At 33.8% G+C, this 17,201-nt stretch carries 15 protein-coding genes; 11 read left to right on the top strand and 4 right to left on the bottom strand.

What is annotated here, in order from left to right; all coding sequences use genetic code 11:
* Nucleotides 1-38: 38 nt before the first annotated feature.
* Together N4A35_09255 and N4A35_09250 are read left to right on the top strand one after the other, a co-directional pair.
* Complete coding sequence (locus N4A35_09255; protein MCT4581591.1) at nucleotides 39-950, top strand: DUF4846 domain-containing protein; 912 nt, start codon at nucleotides 39-41, stop codon at nucleotides 948-950.
* Between the two features lie 138 nt (nucleotides 951-1,088).
* Nucleotides 1,089-1,955, top strand: coding sequence for a sigma-70 family RNA polymerase sigma factor (locus N4A35_09250; GenBank protein ID MCT4581590.1), 867 nt, complete (start codon nucleotides 1,089-1,091; stop codon nucleotides 1,953-1,955).
* A 94-nt stretch (nucleotides 1,956-2,049) separates the two neighbouring features.
* On the opposite strand, the gene N4A35_09245 is transcribed toward N4A35_09250, so the two are convergent.
* The gene (locus N4A35_09245) at nucleotides 2,050-3,708 is read right to left on the bottom strand and encodes a metallophosphoesterase (GenBank protein ID MCT4581589.1); all 1,659 of its coding nucleotides are present in this window, start codon (nucleotides 3,706-3,708) and stop codon (nucleotides 2,050-2,052) included.
* A 163-nt stretch (nucleotides 3,709-3,871) separates the two neighbouring features.
* Here N4A35_09245 and N4A35_09240 point away from each other — a divergent pair, with 163 nt between their 5' ends.
* Nucleotides 3,872-5,206: a PhoH family protein gene (locus N4A35_09240; protein MCT4581588.1), complete on the top strand. Its 1,335-nt coding sequence runs from the start codon at nucleotides 3,872-3,874 to the stop codon at nucleotides 5,204-5,206.
* Nucleotides 5,207-5,268: 62 nt separating this feature from the next.
* Nucleotides 5,269-6,261: a c-type cytochrome gene (locus N4A35_09235; protein MCT4581587.1), complete on the top strand. Its 993-nt coding sequence runs from the start codon at nucleotides 5,269-5,271 to the stop codon at nucleotides 6,259-6,261.
* Nucleotides 6,262-6,337: 76 nt separating this feature from the next.
* On the opposite strand, the gene N4A35_09230 is transcribed toward N4A35_09235, so the two are convergent.
* Nucleotides 6,338-8,227: a M1 family metallopeptidase gene (locus N4A35_09230; protein MCT4581586.1), complete on the bottom strand. Its 1,890-nt coding sequence runs from the start codon at nucleotides 8,225-8,227 to the stop codon at nucleotides 6,338-6,340.
* 176 nt (nucleotides 8,228-8,403) lie between these two features.
* On the opposite strand from N4A35_09230, the gene N4A35_09225 reads away from it, so the two are divergent.
* Nucleotides 8,404-9,519, top strand: a complete 1,116-nt coding sequence (locus N4A35_09225) for a DEAD/DEAH box helicase (protein MCT4581585.1) — start codon at nucleotides 8,404-8,406, stop codon at nucleotides 9,517-9,519.
* Nucleotides 9,520-9,524: 5 nt separating this feature from the next.
* Here N4A35_09225 and N4A35_09220 read toward each other — a convergent pair whose 3' ends face one another.
* Both N4A35_09220 and N4A35_09215 read right to left on the bottom strand, forming a co-directional pair.
* A complete protein-coding gene (locus tag N4A35_09220; protein ID MCT4581584.1) occupies nucleotides 9,525-10,178 on the bottom strand; it encodes a hemolysin III family protein in 654 nt (217 codons plus the stop codon).
* 77 nt (nucleotides 10,179-10,255) lie between these two features.
* Nucleotides 10,256-10,903, bottom strand: a complete 648-nt coding sequence (locus N4A35_09215; protein ID MCT4581583.1) for a hypothetical protein — start codon at nucleotides 10,901-10,903, stop codon at nucleotides 10,256-10,258.
* A gap of 210 nt (nucleotides 10,904-11,113) precedes the next feature.
* Between N4A35_09215 and N4A35_09210 the strand changes: the two genes are divergently transcribed.
* The 6 genes from N4A35_09210 to N4A35_09185 all read left to right on the top strand — a co-directional run bounded on the left by N4A35_09210 (nucleotide 11,114) and on the right by N4A35_09185 (nucleotide 17,152).
* Nucleotides 11,114-11,719 (top strand): sigma-70 family RNA polymerase sigma factor, encoded by a 606-nt coding sequence (locus N4A35_09210; GenBank protein MCT4581582.1) that lies wholly within the window; start codon nucleotides 11,114-11,116, stop codon nucleotides 11,717-11,719.
* Nucleotides 11,709-13,181, top strand: coding sequence for a hypothetical protein (locus tag N4A35_09205; protein ID MCT4581581.1), 1,473 nt, complete (start codon nucleotides 11,709-11,711; stop codon nucleotides 13,179-13,181). Before N4A35_09210 ends, N4A35_09205 begins: the two co-directional genes overlap by 11 nt.
* Nucleotides 13,182-13,198: 17 nt before the next feature.
* Nucleotides 13,199-15,562 (top strand): choice-of-anchor L domain-containing protein, encoded by a 2,364-nt coding sequence (locus N4A35_09200; protein ID MCT4581580.1) that lies wholly within the window; start codon nucleotides 13,199-13,201, stop codon nucleotides 15,560-15,562.
* 109 nt (nucleotides 15,563-15,671) lie between these two features.
* A complete protein-coding gene (locus tag N4A35_09195) occupies nucleotides 15,672-16,154 on the top strand; it encodes a 30S ribosomal protein S16 (GenBank protein MCT4581579.1) in 483 nt (160 codons plus the stop codon).
* A gap of 89 nt (nucleotides 16,155-16,243) precedes the next feature.
* The gene (rimM, locus tag N4A35_09190; GenBank protein MCT4581578.1) at nucleotides 16,244-16,768 is read left to right on the top strand and encodes a ribosome maturation factor RimM; all 525 of its coding nucleotides are present in this window, start codon (nucleotides 16,244-16,246) and stop codon (nucleotides 16,766-16,768) included.
* A 60-nt stretch (nucleotides 16,769-16,828) separates the two neighbouring features.
* On the top strand, nucleotides 16,829-17,152 hold the full coding sequence (locus N4A35_09185; GenBank protein ID MCT4581577.1) for a hypothetical protein: 324 nt from the start codon (nucleotides 16,829-16,831) through the stop codon (nucleotides 17,150-17,152).
* Nucleotides 17,153-17,201: the final 49 nt, after the last annotated feature.

Genomic DNA, 17,201 nt, shown 5'->3' with positions numbered 1-17,201 from the left:
TAATTAATTTGTATTACAACAACATAAAACCGATTACAATGAAACTATTCTTTTCGTTCTTAACAATCCTTTTTTTTGCTAACTGTAATACTGAAACTCCATCTAAAGAAAGTACTCTTAACCATTCAAGTCATATTATTGATCAAAGTCATCCTGTAAAAATATTAACCAACGACACCCTCAAATATTCACTTTCTTGGTTAGAAGACTTTGATTTAAACAATACATTGATCAATAGGATCCAACCTCCAGAAGGATTTCAACGTGTAAGCTCACCTCAAAATTCTTTTACACATTGGATACGAAGACTACCTTTAAAACAAGGAAATCCAAATGTAATGTTATATAATGGTGAAGAAAAATGGAATCAAGATGCTCATTTTGCTGTTTTTGATTTAGATATAGGAACGAGAGATTTACAGCAATGCGCAGATGCAACTATGCGAATTAGAGCTGAATATTTGTACCATACACAACAATACGATAAAATCCACTTTAATTACACCAATGGAGCTTATGTCCCCTATCAAAAATGGAGAAATGGCTACTACCCCATTCCTAAAGGAAAAAGTGTTTCTTGGGTAAAAAAAGAGAAATGTAACACTTCTTACAAAAGTTTCAAAAGCTATTTAATTCAAGTATTTAATTACGCTGGAACCCATTCATTAAGTAAAGAACTTACCCCTGTTCCTTATCAGGACATGCAAGTTGGAGACCTTTTAATCCAAGGTGGATTTCCAGGTCATGCAGTAATGGTTGTTGATCTTGTTGAAAGCCCTAATGGAACAAAAATGTACCTATTAGCTCAAAGTTATATGCCTGCCCAAAACTTTCAATTATTAAAAAGTCTTTCTACTAATTCTCCTTGGTACCCATTAGATCCAAATCCTTCAACAATCAACACTCCAGAATGGACTTTTGAGTCCTCTCAACTAATGAGATGGAATTAATTTTAACACTCAAGAAGTAGATTCTCATTCGTTTATAGCCATTTTATAAACAGATTTATTTTAATATTTATTTTTTTTTGTAACTATAAATCAGATTCTTACGTAAAACAATGCACACCACAAAATTTTACCATAAGAATGAGACAACTAAAAATCACCAAACAGGTAACCAACAGAGAAACCGCATCCTTAGACAAATACCTACAAGAAATTGGCCGAGTTGACTTAATTACAGCTCAAGAAGAAGTTGAATTAGCTCAACGAATTAGAGCTGGAGATGAAGAAGCCCTAGATAGAATGGTCAAAGCGAATTTACGTTTTGTTGTATCAGTTTCTAAACAGTATCAAAATCAAGGGTTAACACTTCCCGATTTAATTAATGAAGGTAACTTAGGCCTAATTAAAGCAGCAAAAAGATTTGATGAAACTAGAGGTTTTAAATTTATTTCTTATGCTGTATGGTGGATTCGTCAATCTATTTTACAAGCATTAGCTGAACAATCAAGAATTGTACGTCTACCTTTAAATAAAATTGGATCGATTAACAAGATTAATAGAGCTTTTTCTGATTTAGAACAACTTTATGGTCGTCCTCCTACAGCAGAGGAAATCGCTTTTGAATTGGATGTCACTGTTGCCGAAGTTAAGCAGTCGATGTCTAACTCTGGAAGACACCTATCAATGGACGCTCCTCTGGGAGATGATGATGGAAGTAGCAACATGTATGAAGTTATGCCCTCTGAAAATTCAGCAGGACCAGACAAAGAGTTAATGCATGAATCATTAAGAAAAGAAATTGAACGTTCATTAAGCACACTTACACCAAGAGAAGCAGATGTTGTTCGTTTGTACTTTGGTTTAGGTCAAAAATTACCGATGACCTTAGAGGAAATAGGAGAACGTTTTGAGCTAACAAGAGAACGTGTTAGACAAATTAAAGAAAAAGCTATTAGAAGACTAAAACATACTTCTAGAAGTAAAATGTTAAAAGCTTATTTAGGTTAAATTTAAACTACTTTTATATGAATTAAATCATTACATTAATAAAAAAGCTCGAAGAAATTCTTCGAGCTTTTTTTGTTTATAGAATACCTATATACTATATTTTCAATTTGAATATTCGCTTACTAACCATTGATTTATTCGTAATAATACTAAAATTATACATCCCTGCAGGAATGTTATTCAACTCTGTTTGAATAGTATGGTAATGTGTTCCATTCGTTAAATGTCCAAAATCTTTTGTGTAAATCAGTCGGCCATTCATATCATGTACATTAATACTTACCGGAGAATTTTCTGTTAAATCAAAACGGATTTTAAAATCTCCTGACTTATAATCACTAAACACCTTAACCACTACATTGTTAGTATGCTCTTGAATATTATTAGAAGTGGTATCTACAGTAGTTGTGTCACAACTTCCTACTCTTTGAATTTGAAACTTGTCAATTACCTGTCCATCAGAACGCATGTAAGTACCTGTTAGTGTGTCTGCTAAAATATCCAACACTAATGATCCTACAGCATTTTCTGCATCACTAATATACATTGCTGGATGATTAAGTCCCTCGTCATCCCCAGGACCAGTTTTAGATCCTGAATTTCCAACTACAGCATAAACTATTCCCTCATAATCTTCAGAACAATCTGAGCCATAATATTTTTTATACGGCTCCCCATTATCTGGATTTCCTGTGCTTCCATCTAAAAACATAGACGGCTGAATAGCTGAGCTATAGTCATAGTGCCCTTTCATTAAATATGAACGTTCATAATTATGACTATGTCCACTTAAGACTAAATCAGCTCCTCCGGCATCAAGAATAGGTAAAATATTCTTACGCATTCCCCTCATAAAAATCTCCCATATATCATCAGAATCATGTGACCCTCTTGAATAAGGAGCTTGATGAAAATATACAATAGTCCAATCTTGTGTATTTTGAGCTAAATCTTGAGTCAGCCAACTCTCCATAGCTGAGTTTCTTGAATTGGTATTTTGAATCTCAGAATTTAAACTAATGTAATGAACGTTTCCATAGTCAAAAGAATAAAACGCTTCTGTTCCAGAAGGGTGTCCACCTATTTCTCCATTTTCTGGAACGGAAATAATATCATAATACGCTCCTGAGTGCAAAGTATGTAATGTAGGGGTTAACAAATTATACCCACTCATACTATTATAATCGTGATTTCCTGGTGTAGGGAAAAAGGGCATAAACGGAAATATTGAATCATATTGATTAAATACTTTCGTTTGATATTCGGAATCATTCCCATCCTGATAAGCATTATCACCCATCCACAACCAAACATCAGTTCCTCTAGCACCAGTGTAATTTAGATAAGCATTCATAACGTCCAACTGACTTTGATTTCCTTTCCCAAAATCACCAATCACCCATGTTCTAATTGGTTCTACAGTTCCAATATTAGGGCTTGTTTTAAAATGATAATTAGGTTGAGCACTCAATTGTCCTAACGTACTACCTATTGCATAGTAATAGGTAGTAGATGGTTGAAGTCCTGTTAATATTACTTCATGATTTGTTCCTACATTATTATCAGTCGTTGATTGTGTTAAATTCCCTAATGAAGTTCCATACCAAACCTTGCTATTCAATGGCGAGTCTGTTCTCCATTTTATATTGATTTTTGTCGCGCTTACTTTCTGTAAATAAGGGCCACGCTCTATCGTTTGTCCAAATACAACACTCGTTAACAAAATCGCTAACATCAAAAAACTTACTTTCATCTCTAATAATTTATTATTGCTGCGAAAATACAATATAAAACTTAAAAAATCCACCTATAAAGAAATCGAGTATAGAAAACATTTAAACGTTAATAACTTTGGACTCATTCTTGCAACTTTTTTACTAAAAACAAGTAAATTTCAAAAACTAATAAACCTGCTTATGCCCAAAAAAAAGCCTTCCAAAAAAATATTTGTACTTGACACTTCAGTCCTTCTTTTTGATAGTACAGCTGTAAATAATTTTGAAGATAATGATGTAGCGATTCCCATTACTGTTCTTGAAGAATTAGATAACTTTAAAATCGGAAATGAAACCAAAAACTTTGAAGCTAGAGAAGTGATTCGTTTTTTAGACAAACTCTCTGGTGAACACGGATTAACGCAATGGATTTCTTTAGGTACCAACAAAGGTAACATTAAGATTGTTATGCCTGAAGAGTTTAAAGGTGTTAATGCCGAAGAAGTATATGGACAAGGAAAAAACGACCATAAAATTATCAATGCAGCATTAGCTCTAAAAGGCAATATCAAAAGTACGCAAGTAATTTTAGTAACTAAAGATATCAACCTCAGATTAAAAGCTAAAGCTCTAGGGTTAAAAGCTGAAGATTACGAAACAGGAAAGGTAAAAAATGTCAAAACAGTTTCTGAAGGCTTTCCCCTTATTCAATTAGAAGACACCACTATTATACCAACATTATATAAAAAGAATTTTATAGATGAAAATGGAATTTTGGGAGATGCCAAAACTCCAAATGGATATTATATTTTAAGTGAAAATCAAAAAACAATACTTGTTCGTTACAACGACCTCACAGAGTGTGTAGAACATATTGAAAAGCAATACGCTTATAATATCAAGCCTAGAAATGCGGAACAAACATTTGCCCTAAATGCTCTGCTAAATCAAGACATCAAACTCATTGCATTACAAGGGGTTGCTGGAACTGGAAAAACGTTGTTAGCACTTGCTGCTGCACTGGAACAACATAAAAAATATGAACAGATTATTTTAACACGCCCCATTATTCCATTAAGTAATAGAGACATCGGTTTTTTGCCTGGAAATGCTGAAGATAAAATATCGCCCTACATGCAACCTTTATGGGATAATTTAAAATTTATCAAAAGTCAATTCAGTGAAAACGAACGTAAGAAAGTTGCCTTAGAAGAAATGGAAAAAAACGGACAACTTTCCATTATTGCTCTAGCCTTTATTAGAGGACGTACACTTGCAAACAGTATCATTATTGTTGATGAAGCCCAAAACCTTACACCTATCGAAATTAAAACAATCATAACACGTGCCGGTGAAGGCTCTAAAATTGTGTTCACAGGTGACATTAACCAAATTGATACTCCATATATGGATGAACAGAGTAATGGACTCACCTATTTAATTGACCGTTTAAAAGGCCACCACTTATTTTCTCATATAAAATTAGAAAAAGGAGAGCGTTCAGAATTAGCTAATTTAGCCAACGATTTACTATAGAATTAGTTGAATTACTGAAAAAAATCATACTTAAACTCAAAATAAAACTTCATTTTTGTAAGATGAAGTTTTATTTATTTTTAGGAATACCATTGGTCTTATTTTCTTGTATTGAACAACCTCAAAACAGTTCTTCTTTTGAGGAAAACGTAACACAATATGACCAAACTATTGATTCTGAAATTACCTTAGGTGCAAAACTATTCTTCGATCCAATTCTTTCCAAGGATCAATCTATTTCTTGTGCTAGTTGCCATAATCCTGAATTTGCATTTGCTGATAGCTCTGCACTTTCTAAAGGTGTTTCGGGTGCTTTAGGGACAAGAAATACACCGACAGTAATGAACACACTTTCTCGCCCCTTTCTATTTCATGATGGTAGAGCTAATAGTTTAGAGGAACAAGCAGTAGGCCCAATTGAAAATCCAGTAGAAATGAATTTAAGTTATACCGAAGCAGTAGAACGCGTTCAAAATAGTGAACACTACCAATATTACTTTAAGAAAGTTTTTAACCACTCTCCTGACTCATCAAGTATTCTAACTGCATTAGCTGAATTTCAAAGAAGTTTAGAAAGTGATGGCTCTGCACCGCATGATTTATGGATGAATGAAGAGGATACAACAGCTATGTCTCCAGCTCAAATTAGAGGTCGTACTTTATTTTTAACTAAGGCGAAATGCTTTGATTGTCACTTTGGACCTGACTTCACAGGAGATGAATTTAGAAACATTGGATTATATGATGCCCAAACACTTACAGATAAAGGTAGATATGATGTAACAAATGATTCTAGTGATCTTGGTAAATTTAAAGTTCCAGGTCTTAGAAACATTACGTTAACCGCTCCGTATATGCATAATGGAATGTTTAAAACATTAGAAGAAGTAGTAGCCTATTATAATAACCCTTATCTAATTGTTAAACATCCTATTAATATGGATACACTAATGCTAGAACCCTTAAATTTAACAGAAGAAGAACAAAGTGACATTGTCGCTTTTATGGAGTCATTAACCGATCAAAACATTCCTTACAGAACCACCAAAGAATAAGTAAAACTATTCTTTTAGTTAATAATCAATAAAAATGCAGGGATTATCCCTGCATTTTTACTTTAATCAGATTCTATTATTTTAGTTGTAATATTTGCTCAATCGTATTGATGGAAACATAATGATAATTAGGTTTAGAAACCGCAAAGATAGCTCTTCCTCTTTCCAACCCTTCTGGTGTGCTTGCTAAAGCCTCATATAAAGGTTTTAAAAACTTTCTTCTTCCCACTCTCCCAAGAAAAGTCTTTAGAGCATTATCTATTCCTCTATAATTGGCGTAGATACTTTTTTCAAACCAAATAGCAGCAATTTCAGAGTTTCCAGAATTGGTTAAATCAAAGGCTCTATCTAACTCCTCGAACTGAGCAATGGTAAGTGTACTATCCAAATGTCTTAAAAAATGCAACCATTCATGAGTAGACCAATCCTCTGTTTTCAGTATTGAAACATCAAAATGTTCTTTATAATTCGCTAATTGTTGCTCTACATTTTGAAAACGAACAGCCACTACTTTTGGGCAATTTTGAGGCAAACCTGGTTTATCAACCCACTCCTCAATATTTAACGCTACTTGATTAGGCTTTAGCAATTCTTTGTCTAAATACGTTAAAAATTGATCTGTAGTAATTGTTTGAAATTTATGTTCGTCGAAATATGTTTTTAAGAATTGATCGAATGTTTCTCTACCAACCTGGTCTTCTAGTAACCTTAGGAAGAAATAACCTTTTTCATAAGCAATATCTGTCATTGCGTCATCTGGATGAAAGCCTGTTAAGTTTAACCTTAATTTCTGAAATTCAGGTCTTAATTCTCCTAATGAACGCTCTAAATCTTGATAACCTAATAAAGCTAACATATCTGCATAATCTTTCCCTTCTATCGCTTCCATAATACGGCGTTCGAAATAAACCGTAAAACCTTCATTCAACCAGAAATCATTCCAAGTAGCATTCGTAACCAAATTACCACTCCAAGAATGTGCTAACTCATGTGCTATTAACGACACTAAACTCTTATCTCCAGCTATAATAGTAGGCGTTGCAAAAGTCAATCTAGGGTTTTCCATTCCACCAAAAGGAAAACTTGGAGGCAAAACAATCACATCAAAACGCTCCCATTGATAGGGTCCATACAGTTCTTCTGCCTCATCAACCATTCTTCCCATATCAACCAATTCCTCAGCGCAACTATTTAACATTGATGGTTCAGCATAAACTCCTGTTCTAGCATCTAAAGCTTTGAACTCAAGTTCTCCCACAGCCAATGCCAACAAATAACACGGAATAGACTGTTTCATTTCAAAATGATAAGAATTATCTACATTCTTTTCTACAGGATTATTGGCACTCATTACAGCTAGCATACCTTCAGGAACTTTGATATCTGCTGAATAAGTAATTCTTAACTCAGGAGAATCTTGCAACGGGATCCAACTTCTAGTAAAAATAGACTGTCCCTGAGTATACATAAACGGACTCGTTTTATTGGCTGTTTGTTCTGCTACCAACCAATCTAAAGCCTCTGTTTGAGCTGTCGTAGAATAATATATAGCAACTGTTTCTGTTTCATCATTAATATTTACTGCTAATGGTGTTCCCAATAACTCATCAAATGCCCCTAACGAAAAAACAGCTTCAACAGTATCATTCAACATTACTTTTTCTATCGCTAAATATTTAGTATCAAATACTACTTGATCTACACCAGCTTTATTCTCTATGGTGTGCTTAGCAATACCTGAAAGCGTTTTAGTTTCAAAATCGACAGCTAATTGTAAGTCAATGTGTTTTGTACAAACTGCTTTATAATTAGACTGTGTATGCTCATCTCGAATTAACTCCTTGGATTCTTTTAGCTTCATTGATTCTTTATCTTTCTTTATATTGGTTGGATTTTCAACGGTATTGTTACTACCACAACTTTGGATTAAAAACCCTGATAATAAAATTAAATATATCTTCTTCATCGATTTTTTCTATTTCTATTGCTATAGCAATGCCTGCAAAAATAAGAATATAATTGAGCCTCCTTGATATGGTTTTGTTAAAACTCTAACTTTTTATAGTTGATCATTAATATATCCATAGATAAGCATTCATATTCAGCGATTTCTTTCTATTTTTGCACACAAATTCAAAAACCATGAGCAATTTCAAAGAATTGGGAGTCCACAATGATTATATAAAGGCCTTAGAAGAAATAGATATCGTTAAACCTACCGAAATTCAACAATCAGCGATTCCCTTTTTAATGAAAGTTAGAGAGGACTTTATTGGACTTGCTCAAACCGGAACTGGTAAAACGGCTGCCTTTGGTTTGCCACTTCTCAACCAAATTAAAGTTGAAGAAAAAAAAGTGCAAGCTTTAATATTAGCCCCTACAAGAGAGCTTGTACAGCAAATAAAAAAGCAACTTTTTAAATTTACAAAATATACTGATCGTATCTTTTTAGAGGCTGTTTATGGTGGTGAGAAAATTGACATTCAAAAAAAGAGATTAGGACGTCCTACACATATCATTATCGCAACACCAGGTCGATTGGTTGACTTAATTAATCAAAAAGTTATCCGATTAGATGATATAAAGACGGTAGTCTTGGATGAAGCTGATGAAATGTTAAGTATGGGCTTTAAATCACAGTTAGATGCGATCTTATCGAGAACCCCAAACAACAAGAAAACATGGTTATTCTCAGCAACAATGGGTAAAGATGTTCAAAGAATTGTAAAAAACTACATGACCAACAACCCCAAACAAGTCGTTGTAAAAAGCTACGGTTTAGTCAATGAAAATATAGCCCATCAATTTGTAAAATGTACAGCTTCTCAAAAGCTAAACAGTATGGTTCAGTTTATCAAATCACAAAATGATAACCGCGGTATTGTTTTTTGTAATACCAAGTCCAATGCTGATACTTTAGCTAAACAGCTAATCGCTAAAAATATTTCGGCAGATGCATTACAAGGTGATTTGACTCAGAAAGAACGAGAAAAAGTGATGCGTGCATTTAAAAATGAATCTATACAAATCTTAGTTTCGACAGATGTATCTGCCCGAGGAATAGATGTTAAAGATTTAGGTTATGTTTTACACCAACAATTACCTGTTCAAACGGAATATTATACCCACCGAAGTGGACGTACAGCTCGAGCAGGTAAAAAAGGAATTTCACTAGCTTTTATCACAGAGAAAGAACTACAATCGATGTACAACATTGAAAAAAAGTTAAAAATACGATTTGCTAAAACGAGTGTTTAATTAAATTATACAACTTGATCTACTAAATGCGATACAGATAAGAAGTGGCATCCTGTTCCTATCAATACAAATAAATGAAATATTGCGTGATTAAAAGGCATTTTTCGAATCATATAAAGCACAGCTCCTATCGTATAAGCTATCCCTCCAGCAAACAACCAATACAAACTATCTGAAGAAATCCCCTCTGATAGAGGTTGATAGGCGATAACTATCAGCCAGCCCATAGATACGTACAATATTGTTGAAAGCAGGTTAAACTTTCCAGTAAAAAACAGTTTAAAGATCACGCCAACTAATGCTATTCCCCACACTGTTCCAAATATAGACCATTTCCATCCCCCTTCTAATCCAACTAAAGTAAAAGGAGTATACGTTCCTGCAATAAGCACATAAATTGCTGCATGATCAAGAATGTTTAGTTTTTTTCTCAAATTAGGTTTTTGAACAGCATGATAAACAGTTGATGCTAAATAGAGGATAAGCATACTTGCTCCAAACACAATATAGCCTATCAAATGACTCATCCCCCCCTTTTCAAGAGCTAAATTTATTAAAAAAATTAGAGCAGGAATACTCAACAGAAAACCTATTCCATGTGTTAATACGTTAGAAATTTCTTCCGATTTTGAATAATACTTTAATCCTTTAGTAGACATAACACTATTTTTTGCAAAGTTACATTCCTGTAACGGCAAAATTGTTATGATAATGTCTAATAATTGTTAAAAATCGCTTATTCGTAATTATCTAATTGAGCTGCTATTTTCATTTTTGTTCGAATAATAGCATAGTCATCGGTAAATCCTTTATCGATTACCATTTTCGTGTAAGTTTGAAAATTACCTGCATGAATAAATTTATCCAACACTGCATTGGTATCTACATTCAATGTTATTTTAGAACCTACATTATCAGCGATATTATAGTGTTCTCCTATTTTTACAGCATTATAGTCAGCCTGTGGATTAGTTGCATCTCTAAAAGTAAAAGCATTAAAATCGGTAACACCTTCTAAGCATAGATATACCTCTACATCTTTTAAAAATGCAAACCCGCATTCTTCTAGTTCAACCTGAGATAACTCCATTTCCACAGCTAATGGTCTTAAGTTTCTTGTTAAGTGAGCATAAGGATTAGGATTTTCAGTAGGAATAAAAGCTTCATGATCTATCTCTAACCCAAGGAGTGTCCAACAGTTAGCAAAACCTCCTGCAGAAAAAATAGTATTAGGTATCGTTAAAGAAATATTTTCATCTAACACAAAATTAGCTTCTTTATACTCTTTATTATTCCCCTCTAATTTCGCAAGTTTTTTCTCTTTATTACAACTGTACGCGCCCAAAGCCACAGCTAAAGAGATAGCAATTATTTTTTTGATCATCTGTAGTAGTTTTAGTTATTGAACAAGCTAAAAATCAACCCATTATACTTTTAATAAAAAAACAACGGGATTGCTAATTTTAGACAATGCTCACGTAAATTTAATCTTTTTTTTATAAAAAACAAGTCTTCCATCAATTAAGCAACCATTTCATTTTCCAATAGTTATTACAGTAAGATCAAATCAAATACAATTTGTCAAAAAATACCTATGAACAAAACCCTAGCTATTGATAACATTAATTTAGTTAACTATCTTGCACCCCCAAAGGTGTTAACCGAAGATGATGTAATAACAGGTTGCAAACAAGGTAAACGTTCTGCACAAAATGAATTGTTCAACAGGTATAGTGGAGCAATGTTGGGGATTGCTATGCGTTATTCTAACAATAAAACAGAAGCTGAAGATGCATTACAAGAAGCGTTTATTAAAATTTACAAAAACATTGTAAAATTTGAGGGAAGACGAGATGGTTCGCTAACCAATTGGATCAAAACAATTGTGGTCAACACCACTTTGAGTCTTAACAAAAAAAACAAGAAACATAATTATACAGAAGATATTGAAACGACTCGTATTGGTTATGAAACAATAGAAAATGAAGTTCAAGACATTGCTGGAACTCAAAACAAAATAATGCACGCCTTAAACCAATTGCCATCTGGCTACAGGACTGTATTCAACTTATATGTTTTAGAAGGTTATTCTCATCAAGAAATTGCCGATATTTTATCCATATCTGTTAACACCTCCAAATCACAATTATCAAAAGCTAGAAAATTCTTAAAAAAAGTCTTAGGATACAATGAAAAATAATGAATTTGACAATATAATAAAAGACCAACTTGAAGGTTTTTCTGTGACTCCCTCAGAAAATTTAGGGAAGACCTTAGGTAAAAAGATGCTCTTTAAAAACCTGTGGTTTTTTCACAAACAAAAAATTTTGGTGGTTCTCATTTTAATAGGCGCCTCAACCTTTCCTTTATGGGATTTATCTGGTGAATCAATGCATTCAACAAACCAAGAAATAGTTCAAAAAGAGCACAACTCTTCTAAATCAGTGACTACGCCATTAAACCAAGAAAGAGCGCTTCAGGAATCTGAATTCCCACAACAACAACAACAACAACAACTAAAAAATCTTGTCCATACTCCCCAACAAAAAGAGAGTACAAGAGTCCGTCATAACAATACACCAGAGTACCGTTCAAAAAATCAGGTAACTAGCGTAAAAAACAAGCAAAACAAAAGTGAGGTTCGAACAACAGCCCCAACCAATAATAGCATTCCTAAAAACTCCTTAAAAGAATCTATCACCAGCCCATTGTTAGCCAATCAAACGAATAATGAGCCTCAACGTTTTGATAAAAAACAGCCTCAACTATTAGCTTTTGAAGCCCAAAAACAACTGGTTAATTACACACATCAACAAACGATGAATGATGATTATGCTAAATCTAAAAGAAGTCAATTTTCAGCAGATGCTTTTATTTCACCGTATAACCATACCAATGTCAACAATATATTAGAGCAGAAGTACCATAAAAACTGGTGGGATTTTTACAGAGAAACAGGTTTTGTGAGTAGTGGTATTGAAGCTGGTGCTCGTATCAATTATGATTGGAACAATATTGTTACCTCTACCGGGATTACTTACAATAAAATTAGAGACTATAAACCTAAATACATCTATGAATCTAATCACAACGAATATCTACTTGATGTTTTAGGTATTTCAGAAATTAGTGGTGTTCAAGTCAACGGTATAGATTCTGCTCACTATGTATTCTATACTGCTCAAGATGAAGAACTTATTAAACGAATTGAAGACGAGACTTACAGCACCTATCACTATCTAACAATACCTTTGAAAACTGGATATGAATTTAAGGCTTCTAATTTTTCCATTTTACTTCAAGTCGGATGTGCGTACAACCATTTATTTAGAGCCAATGGAACCTATTTAAGAAGATATACAAACAATGAAAACATCGACATTTACTATAACAAAGGCATTGAAACAGCATTGCTCTCTCGAAAAAACTCAATGCTTAAAACTTCTTATGTTTCTCTATTAGCCTCTTTAGCTGGAAATGTAAAAATAGCTCCATCTATCGATTTATTTGGAGAATTTAATTTCCAACAAAATAGAAATTCCATTACAAAAGAAGAATATTTCTTGCAAAAAGACGTTAATAACTTTGGTACAAATTTTGGTGTTAAATATTACTTTGAACCACGTATTAAAAGCTCAAAATTAGAACAAGAGATTTTTTGACTTATATGAATTATTATTTGACGATACTGTTAGTTTTTATAACCTCCTTAGCAACGCATGCTCAGTTGGTTACCAACAGTAATGTCTCCCCAAATAATCTTGTTCAAAATACGTTATTAGGTTCTGGTGTTAATGCATACAATATTACTTATACCGGTTCTAACGACGCCATAGGCTATTTTGATGGTAGCAACTGTAACATCAATTTATCAAGTGGTATTATTATGACTACTGGTACTGTACGTAATCAAACTTCTCTTTTTGGAGCTCAAGAAGGGCCTTTTGGTCCGAATGATGAAGCTAGTGCAGGGATAGACAACAATGAACCAGGCGATGGACAATTAGCGGCCTATGCAGGAGGCAACTCCACACACAATGCGGCTATTTTAGAATTTGATTTTGACGCTACAGGAAGTGTTGTCTCTTTTAATTATGTATTTGGTTCAGATGAATATCCAGAATTCGTCAATGCAGGGTACAATGATGTTTTTGCTTTTTGGATTAGCGGACCTGGAATTTCTGGGAGTCAAAATATAGCTGTTGTTCCAGGCACCTCTACACCAGTTACCATAGATAATGTCAATTCGAATAGTAATAGCAGTTATTATATTAATAATGGAGATGGCAATTCTTCTCCTCAAAACAACAATAGCACTGTTGTTCAGTATGATGGCTTTACTACAGTTTTAACTGCTACATCTAATGTTCAGTGTGGACAAACTTACCATATCAAAATTGCAATATGTGATGTTGGTGATGGTTCTTACGACTCAGGTGTATTTCTAGAAGGGGGAAGTTTTACAAGTCCATTACCTATGCAGACTTCTTCACAAGTGAACTCACTAGGAAACCTTAACTCTAACCAACTCCTTGAAGGTTGTTCAGATGCCACTGTGACTTTTACCCGATCAGACTCAATTGCTTACAGTAAAACTTACCCAATCAATTATTCTGGAAGCGCAACTAATGGAATCGATTATTCTAATTTACCCAATACTGTTACTTTTCAACCAGGACAAGCAACAACGAGCCTTTCATTACAGACCATAGCTGATGCTTTAAATGAGGGAACTGAGACATTAACCATTACCATGGCATATAGTGGATTATGTGGCCAACAAACAACTGTCTCAACGACTCTTCAAATTGTCGACCAACCTCCTCTATCACTCACCATGCCTAATGATCAAGAACTATCATGTATCACAGGAAATTCGATTACCCTTGAACCTATCGTTTCAGGAGGGACTCCAGCATACAACTATAGCTGGAATACTGGAGACAATACTTCTTCCATTCTGGCAAGTCCAACGGATACAACAACCTATGTGGTCACTGTAACCGATGCTTGCGGTATACAATCTGTAATTGACAGTGTAACCTTAACAGTTGCTATTTTCGAACCTTTAGTTGTAACAGCGAGTAATGATACAACTGTTTATTGCCCAAATTCGCCCATCGACATTTCAGCTTCTACTACTGGAGGCGCAGGAAACATCAATTATTCATGGTCCAATAATACGTTCACCGCTGCAACAACTGTCCAAACCTTAGTTGACCATTACTATGTTATTACAGCTACCGATGAATGTGGGAACCAAGATCACGATACTGTATTTATTGATATCATACGAGATACACTATCTACTACTACTTATGGAGATACTACAATATGTCCGTTTGGAGACGCTGTTGTTGGCGTAATTGCAACTAGTGGAACAGGAGATTATCGCTACGAATGGGACCATAATGAAACAACCAGTGAAGTAGAAGTATCGCCTGAAACATCGCAGTACTTTTATGTAAATGTATACGATTCATGTAACACTTATTATATTAGAGATTCTGTATTAGTTACAACGAAGAAACCTACAGCCAATTTTTATACTTCTCCATTAGAAGGCATTGAAAACTTACCGATTTATTTTGGTAATCAATCTCAAAATGCCATTACTTACTATTGGGACTTTGATAACAATGAATATGCTACAACTACCAACCCCACAAACACCTATACCCAAGAAGGTGAATACCAAGTTACTTTAGTGGCTACTGATGCGCTAGGATGCTCAGACACCATTGTTAAACCATTTACTGTTCACCCAGAATATTTTGGCTATGTTCCGAATGCTTTTTCTCCAAATGGAGATGGAGTCAACGATATATTTAAAGGTTCATTTGTAGGAATTAAAGAATCTCAAATGTATATTTTTAACCGTTGGGGAGAAATTATTTATGAATCATCAAGTATTCGAGCATTTTGGGATGGAACTGAAAACGGGCAGGAAGTACCTATAGACGCCTATATTTACAAGTATATAGTAAAAGATTATAGCAATATTACCCATGAATATACAGGGCATGTTGTAATAATTCGTTAGAAAGATGCTTTTGGGTATTGATTAATTCAATTTTCTTATTAATTTTGCAGGCTGAACAAATAATTTTTAATTAACAGGATTTAGGATCCTTTTAAAACAATTAAACAAAATGGCAACAAAATTAAGATTGCAAAGACACGGTAAGAAGGGAAAACCTTTTTATCATTTAGTAGCTGCTGATGCTAGAGCTAAAAGAGATGGTAAATTCATCGAGAAAGTTGGTACTTACAACCCAAACACTAACCCTGCAACTATCGACATTAAATTTGATAGAGCGTTAGATTGGATGATGAAAGGTGCTCAACCAACTGATACTGTTAGAGCTTTATTATCGTACACAGGTGTACTTTACAAAAAGCACTTATTAGTAGGAGTAAGAAAAGGAGCTTTAACTGAAGAGCAAGCTGAAGCAAAATTTGAAGCTTGGACTAAAGAAAAAGAAGCTAAAATTCAAGCGAAAAAAGATGGTTTAGCTAAATCAAGTGAAGCAAATACTGCTGCTAGATTAGAAGCTGAAAAAGCTGTTAAAGAAGCTAAAGCTAAAGAAATAGCTGCTAAAAATGCTCCAGAAGAATCAAAAGAAGAAGAATAAAAAATTTTGATACTTAAGATTGTAATAAAAAAGACCGAACATGTTCGGTCTTTTTTATTGAATATTATATACACATTCAACCTTAACAAATGAAAAAAGACGATTGTTTTGAATTAGGAATCATCACTAAAATACATAGTTTTAAAGGAGAAGTCATTTTATTTTTAGACACTGATCGACCTCAGAACTATTATAATATCGAACACCTTTTTCTAGAAATAAATAAACAATTAGTTCCTTTTTTTATAGAAAAAAGAAAAGTTCAAAAAACACAAAGCCTTCGTGTAAAATTTGAGGGAATAAACACAGAAGATGAAGCTTTAAGTATTACCAATAAAAAAGCTTTCTTACCGCTAAGTTCTCTCCCACAGTTGAATGATGACCAATTTTACTACCACGAGATTATTGGCTTTACAATTACTGATGCACAAAATAAAGTTGTGGGTCAAATTATTGAGGTAATAGACAACTCAGCCAATAGATTAGTCTCTGTTTCTATTAACAACAAAGAAGCATTACTCCCTTTTAATGACAACCACATTTTAAAAGTAGATAAACCTAACCAAACCATTCAGTTAGAGATTCCTGAGGGGCTTTTAGAACTTTATCAATAAAATACAGCAGGATTTATATTTAAACAGCGTCTATAAAGATACAATGTTAAAATATAAATCATGAAATCAACAACTTGTTTACCTTTATTTTTTATTGGCGTATTCGCGATATCATGTAGTACGCAAGATAAAGTAATTACTTATGATGAAAGCACCCCTAGAAGCTCTCAAAACAAAGCGCAGAGAGAACGTCCGAACATCTTTGAAATGGACACCAATAACGACGGCCTTTTATCCAAATCTGAAGTAAAAGGACCTATAGCCAATGACTTTGATCAAATTGATGCTAATGGGGATGGATACATTAGTAAAGAAGAATTTGAAAAAGCTCCAAAACCTGATAGAAATGGTGGACCTGGTGGTGGTCGACCTCCACAACGTTAAAAAACAAAAAGCCATTAAGAACTGATCTTAATGGCTTTTCTATTAATTT

The sequence above is a fragment of the Flavobacteriales bacterium genome (assembly GCA_025210295.1).
Lineage (GTDB): Bacteria > Bacteroidota > Bacteroidia > Flavobacteriales_D > Parvicellaceae > S010-51.
Note: the sequence above shows the minus strand (reverse complement) of the source record. Positions and strands in the feature narration are given on the sequence as shown.

Excerpts from the sequence above, each read along its gene's own strand:
- N4A35_09255 (MCT4581591.1), top strand. The coding sequence starts at position 39 with ATGAAACTATTCTTTTCGTTCTTAACAATCCTTTTTTTTGCTAACTGT.
- N4A35_09250 (MCT4581590.1), top strand. The coding sequence starts at position 1,089 with ATGAGACAACTAAAAATCACCAAACAGGTAACCAACAGAGAAACCGCA.
- N4A35_09245 (MCT4581589.1), bottom strand. The coding sequence starts at position 3,708 with ATGAAAGTAAGTTTTTTGATGTTAGCGATTTTGTTAACGAGTGTTGTA.
- N4A35_09240 (MCT4581588.1), top strand. The coding sequence starts at position 3,872 with ATGCCCAAAAAAAAGCCTTCCAAAAAAATATTTGTACTTGACACTTCA.
- N4A35_09235 (MCT4581587.1), top strand. The coding sequence starts at position 5,269 with ATGAAGTTTTATTTATTTTTAGGAATACCATTGGTCTTATTTTCTTGT.
- N4A35_09230 (MCT4581586.1), bottom strand. The coding sequence starts at position 8,227 with ATGAAGAAGATATATTTAATTTTATTATCAGGGTTTTTAATCCAAAGT.
- N4A35_09225 (MCT4581585.1), top strand. The coding sequence starts at position 8,404 with ATGAGCAATTTCAAAGAATTGGGAGTCCACAATGATTATATAAAGGCC.
- N4A35_09220 (MCT4581584.1), bottom strand. The coding sequence starts at position 10,178 with ATGTCTACTAAAGGATTAAAGTATTATTCAAAATCGGAAGAAATTTCT.
- N4A35_09215 (MCT4581583.1), bottom strand. The coding sequence starts at position 10,903 with ATGATCAAAAAAATAATTGCTATCTCTTTAGCTGTGGCTTTGGGCGCG.
- N4A35_09210 (MCT4581582.1), top strand. The coding sequence starts at position 11,114 with ATGAACAAAACCCTAGCTATTGATAACATTAATTTAGTTAACTATCTT.
- N4A35_09205 (MCT4581581.1), top strand. The coding sequence starts at position 11,709 with ATGAAAAATAATGAATTTGACAATATAATAAAAGACCAACTTGAAGGT.
- N4A35_09195 (MCT4581579.1), top strand. The coding sequence starts at position 15,672 with ATGGCAACAAAATTAAGATTGCAAAGACACGGTAAGAAGGGAAAACCT.
- rimM (MCT4581578.1), top strand. The coding sequence starts at position 16,244 with ATGAAAAAAGACGATTGTTTTGAATTAGGAATCATCACTAAAATACAT.
- N4A35_09185 (MCT4581577.1), top strand. The coding sequence starts at position 16,829 with ATGAAATCAACAACTTGTTTACCTTTATTTTTTATTGGCGTATTCGCG.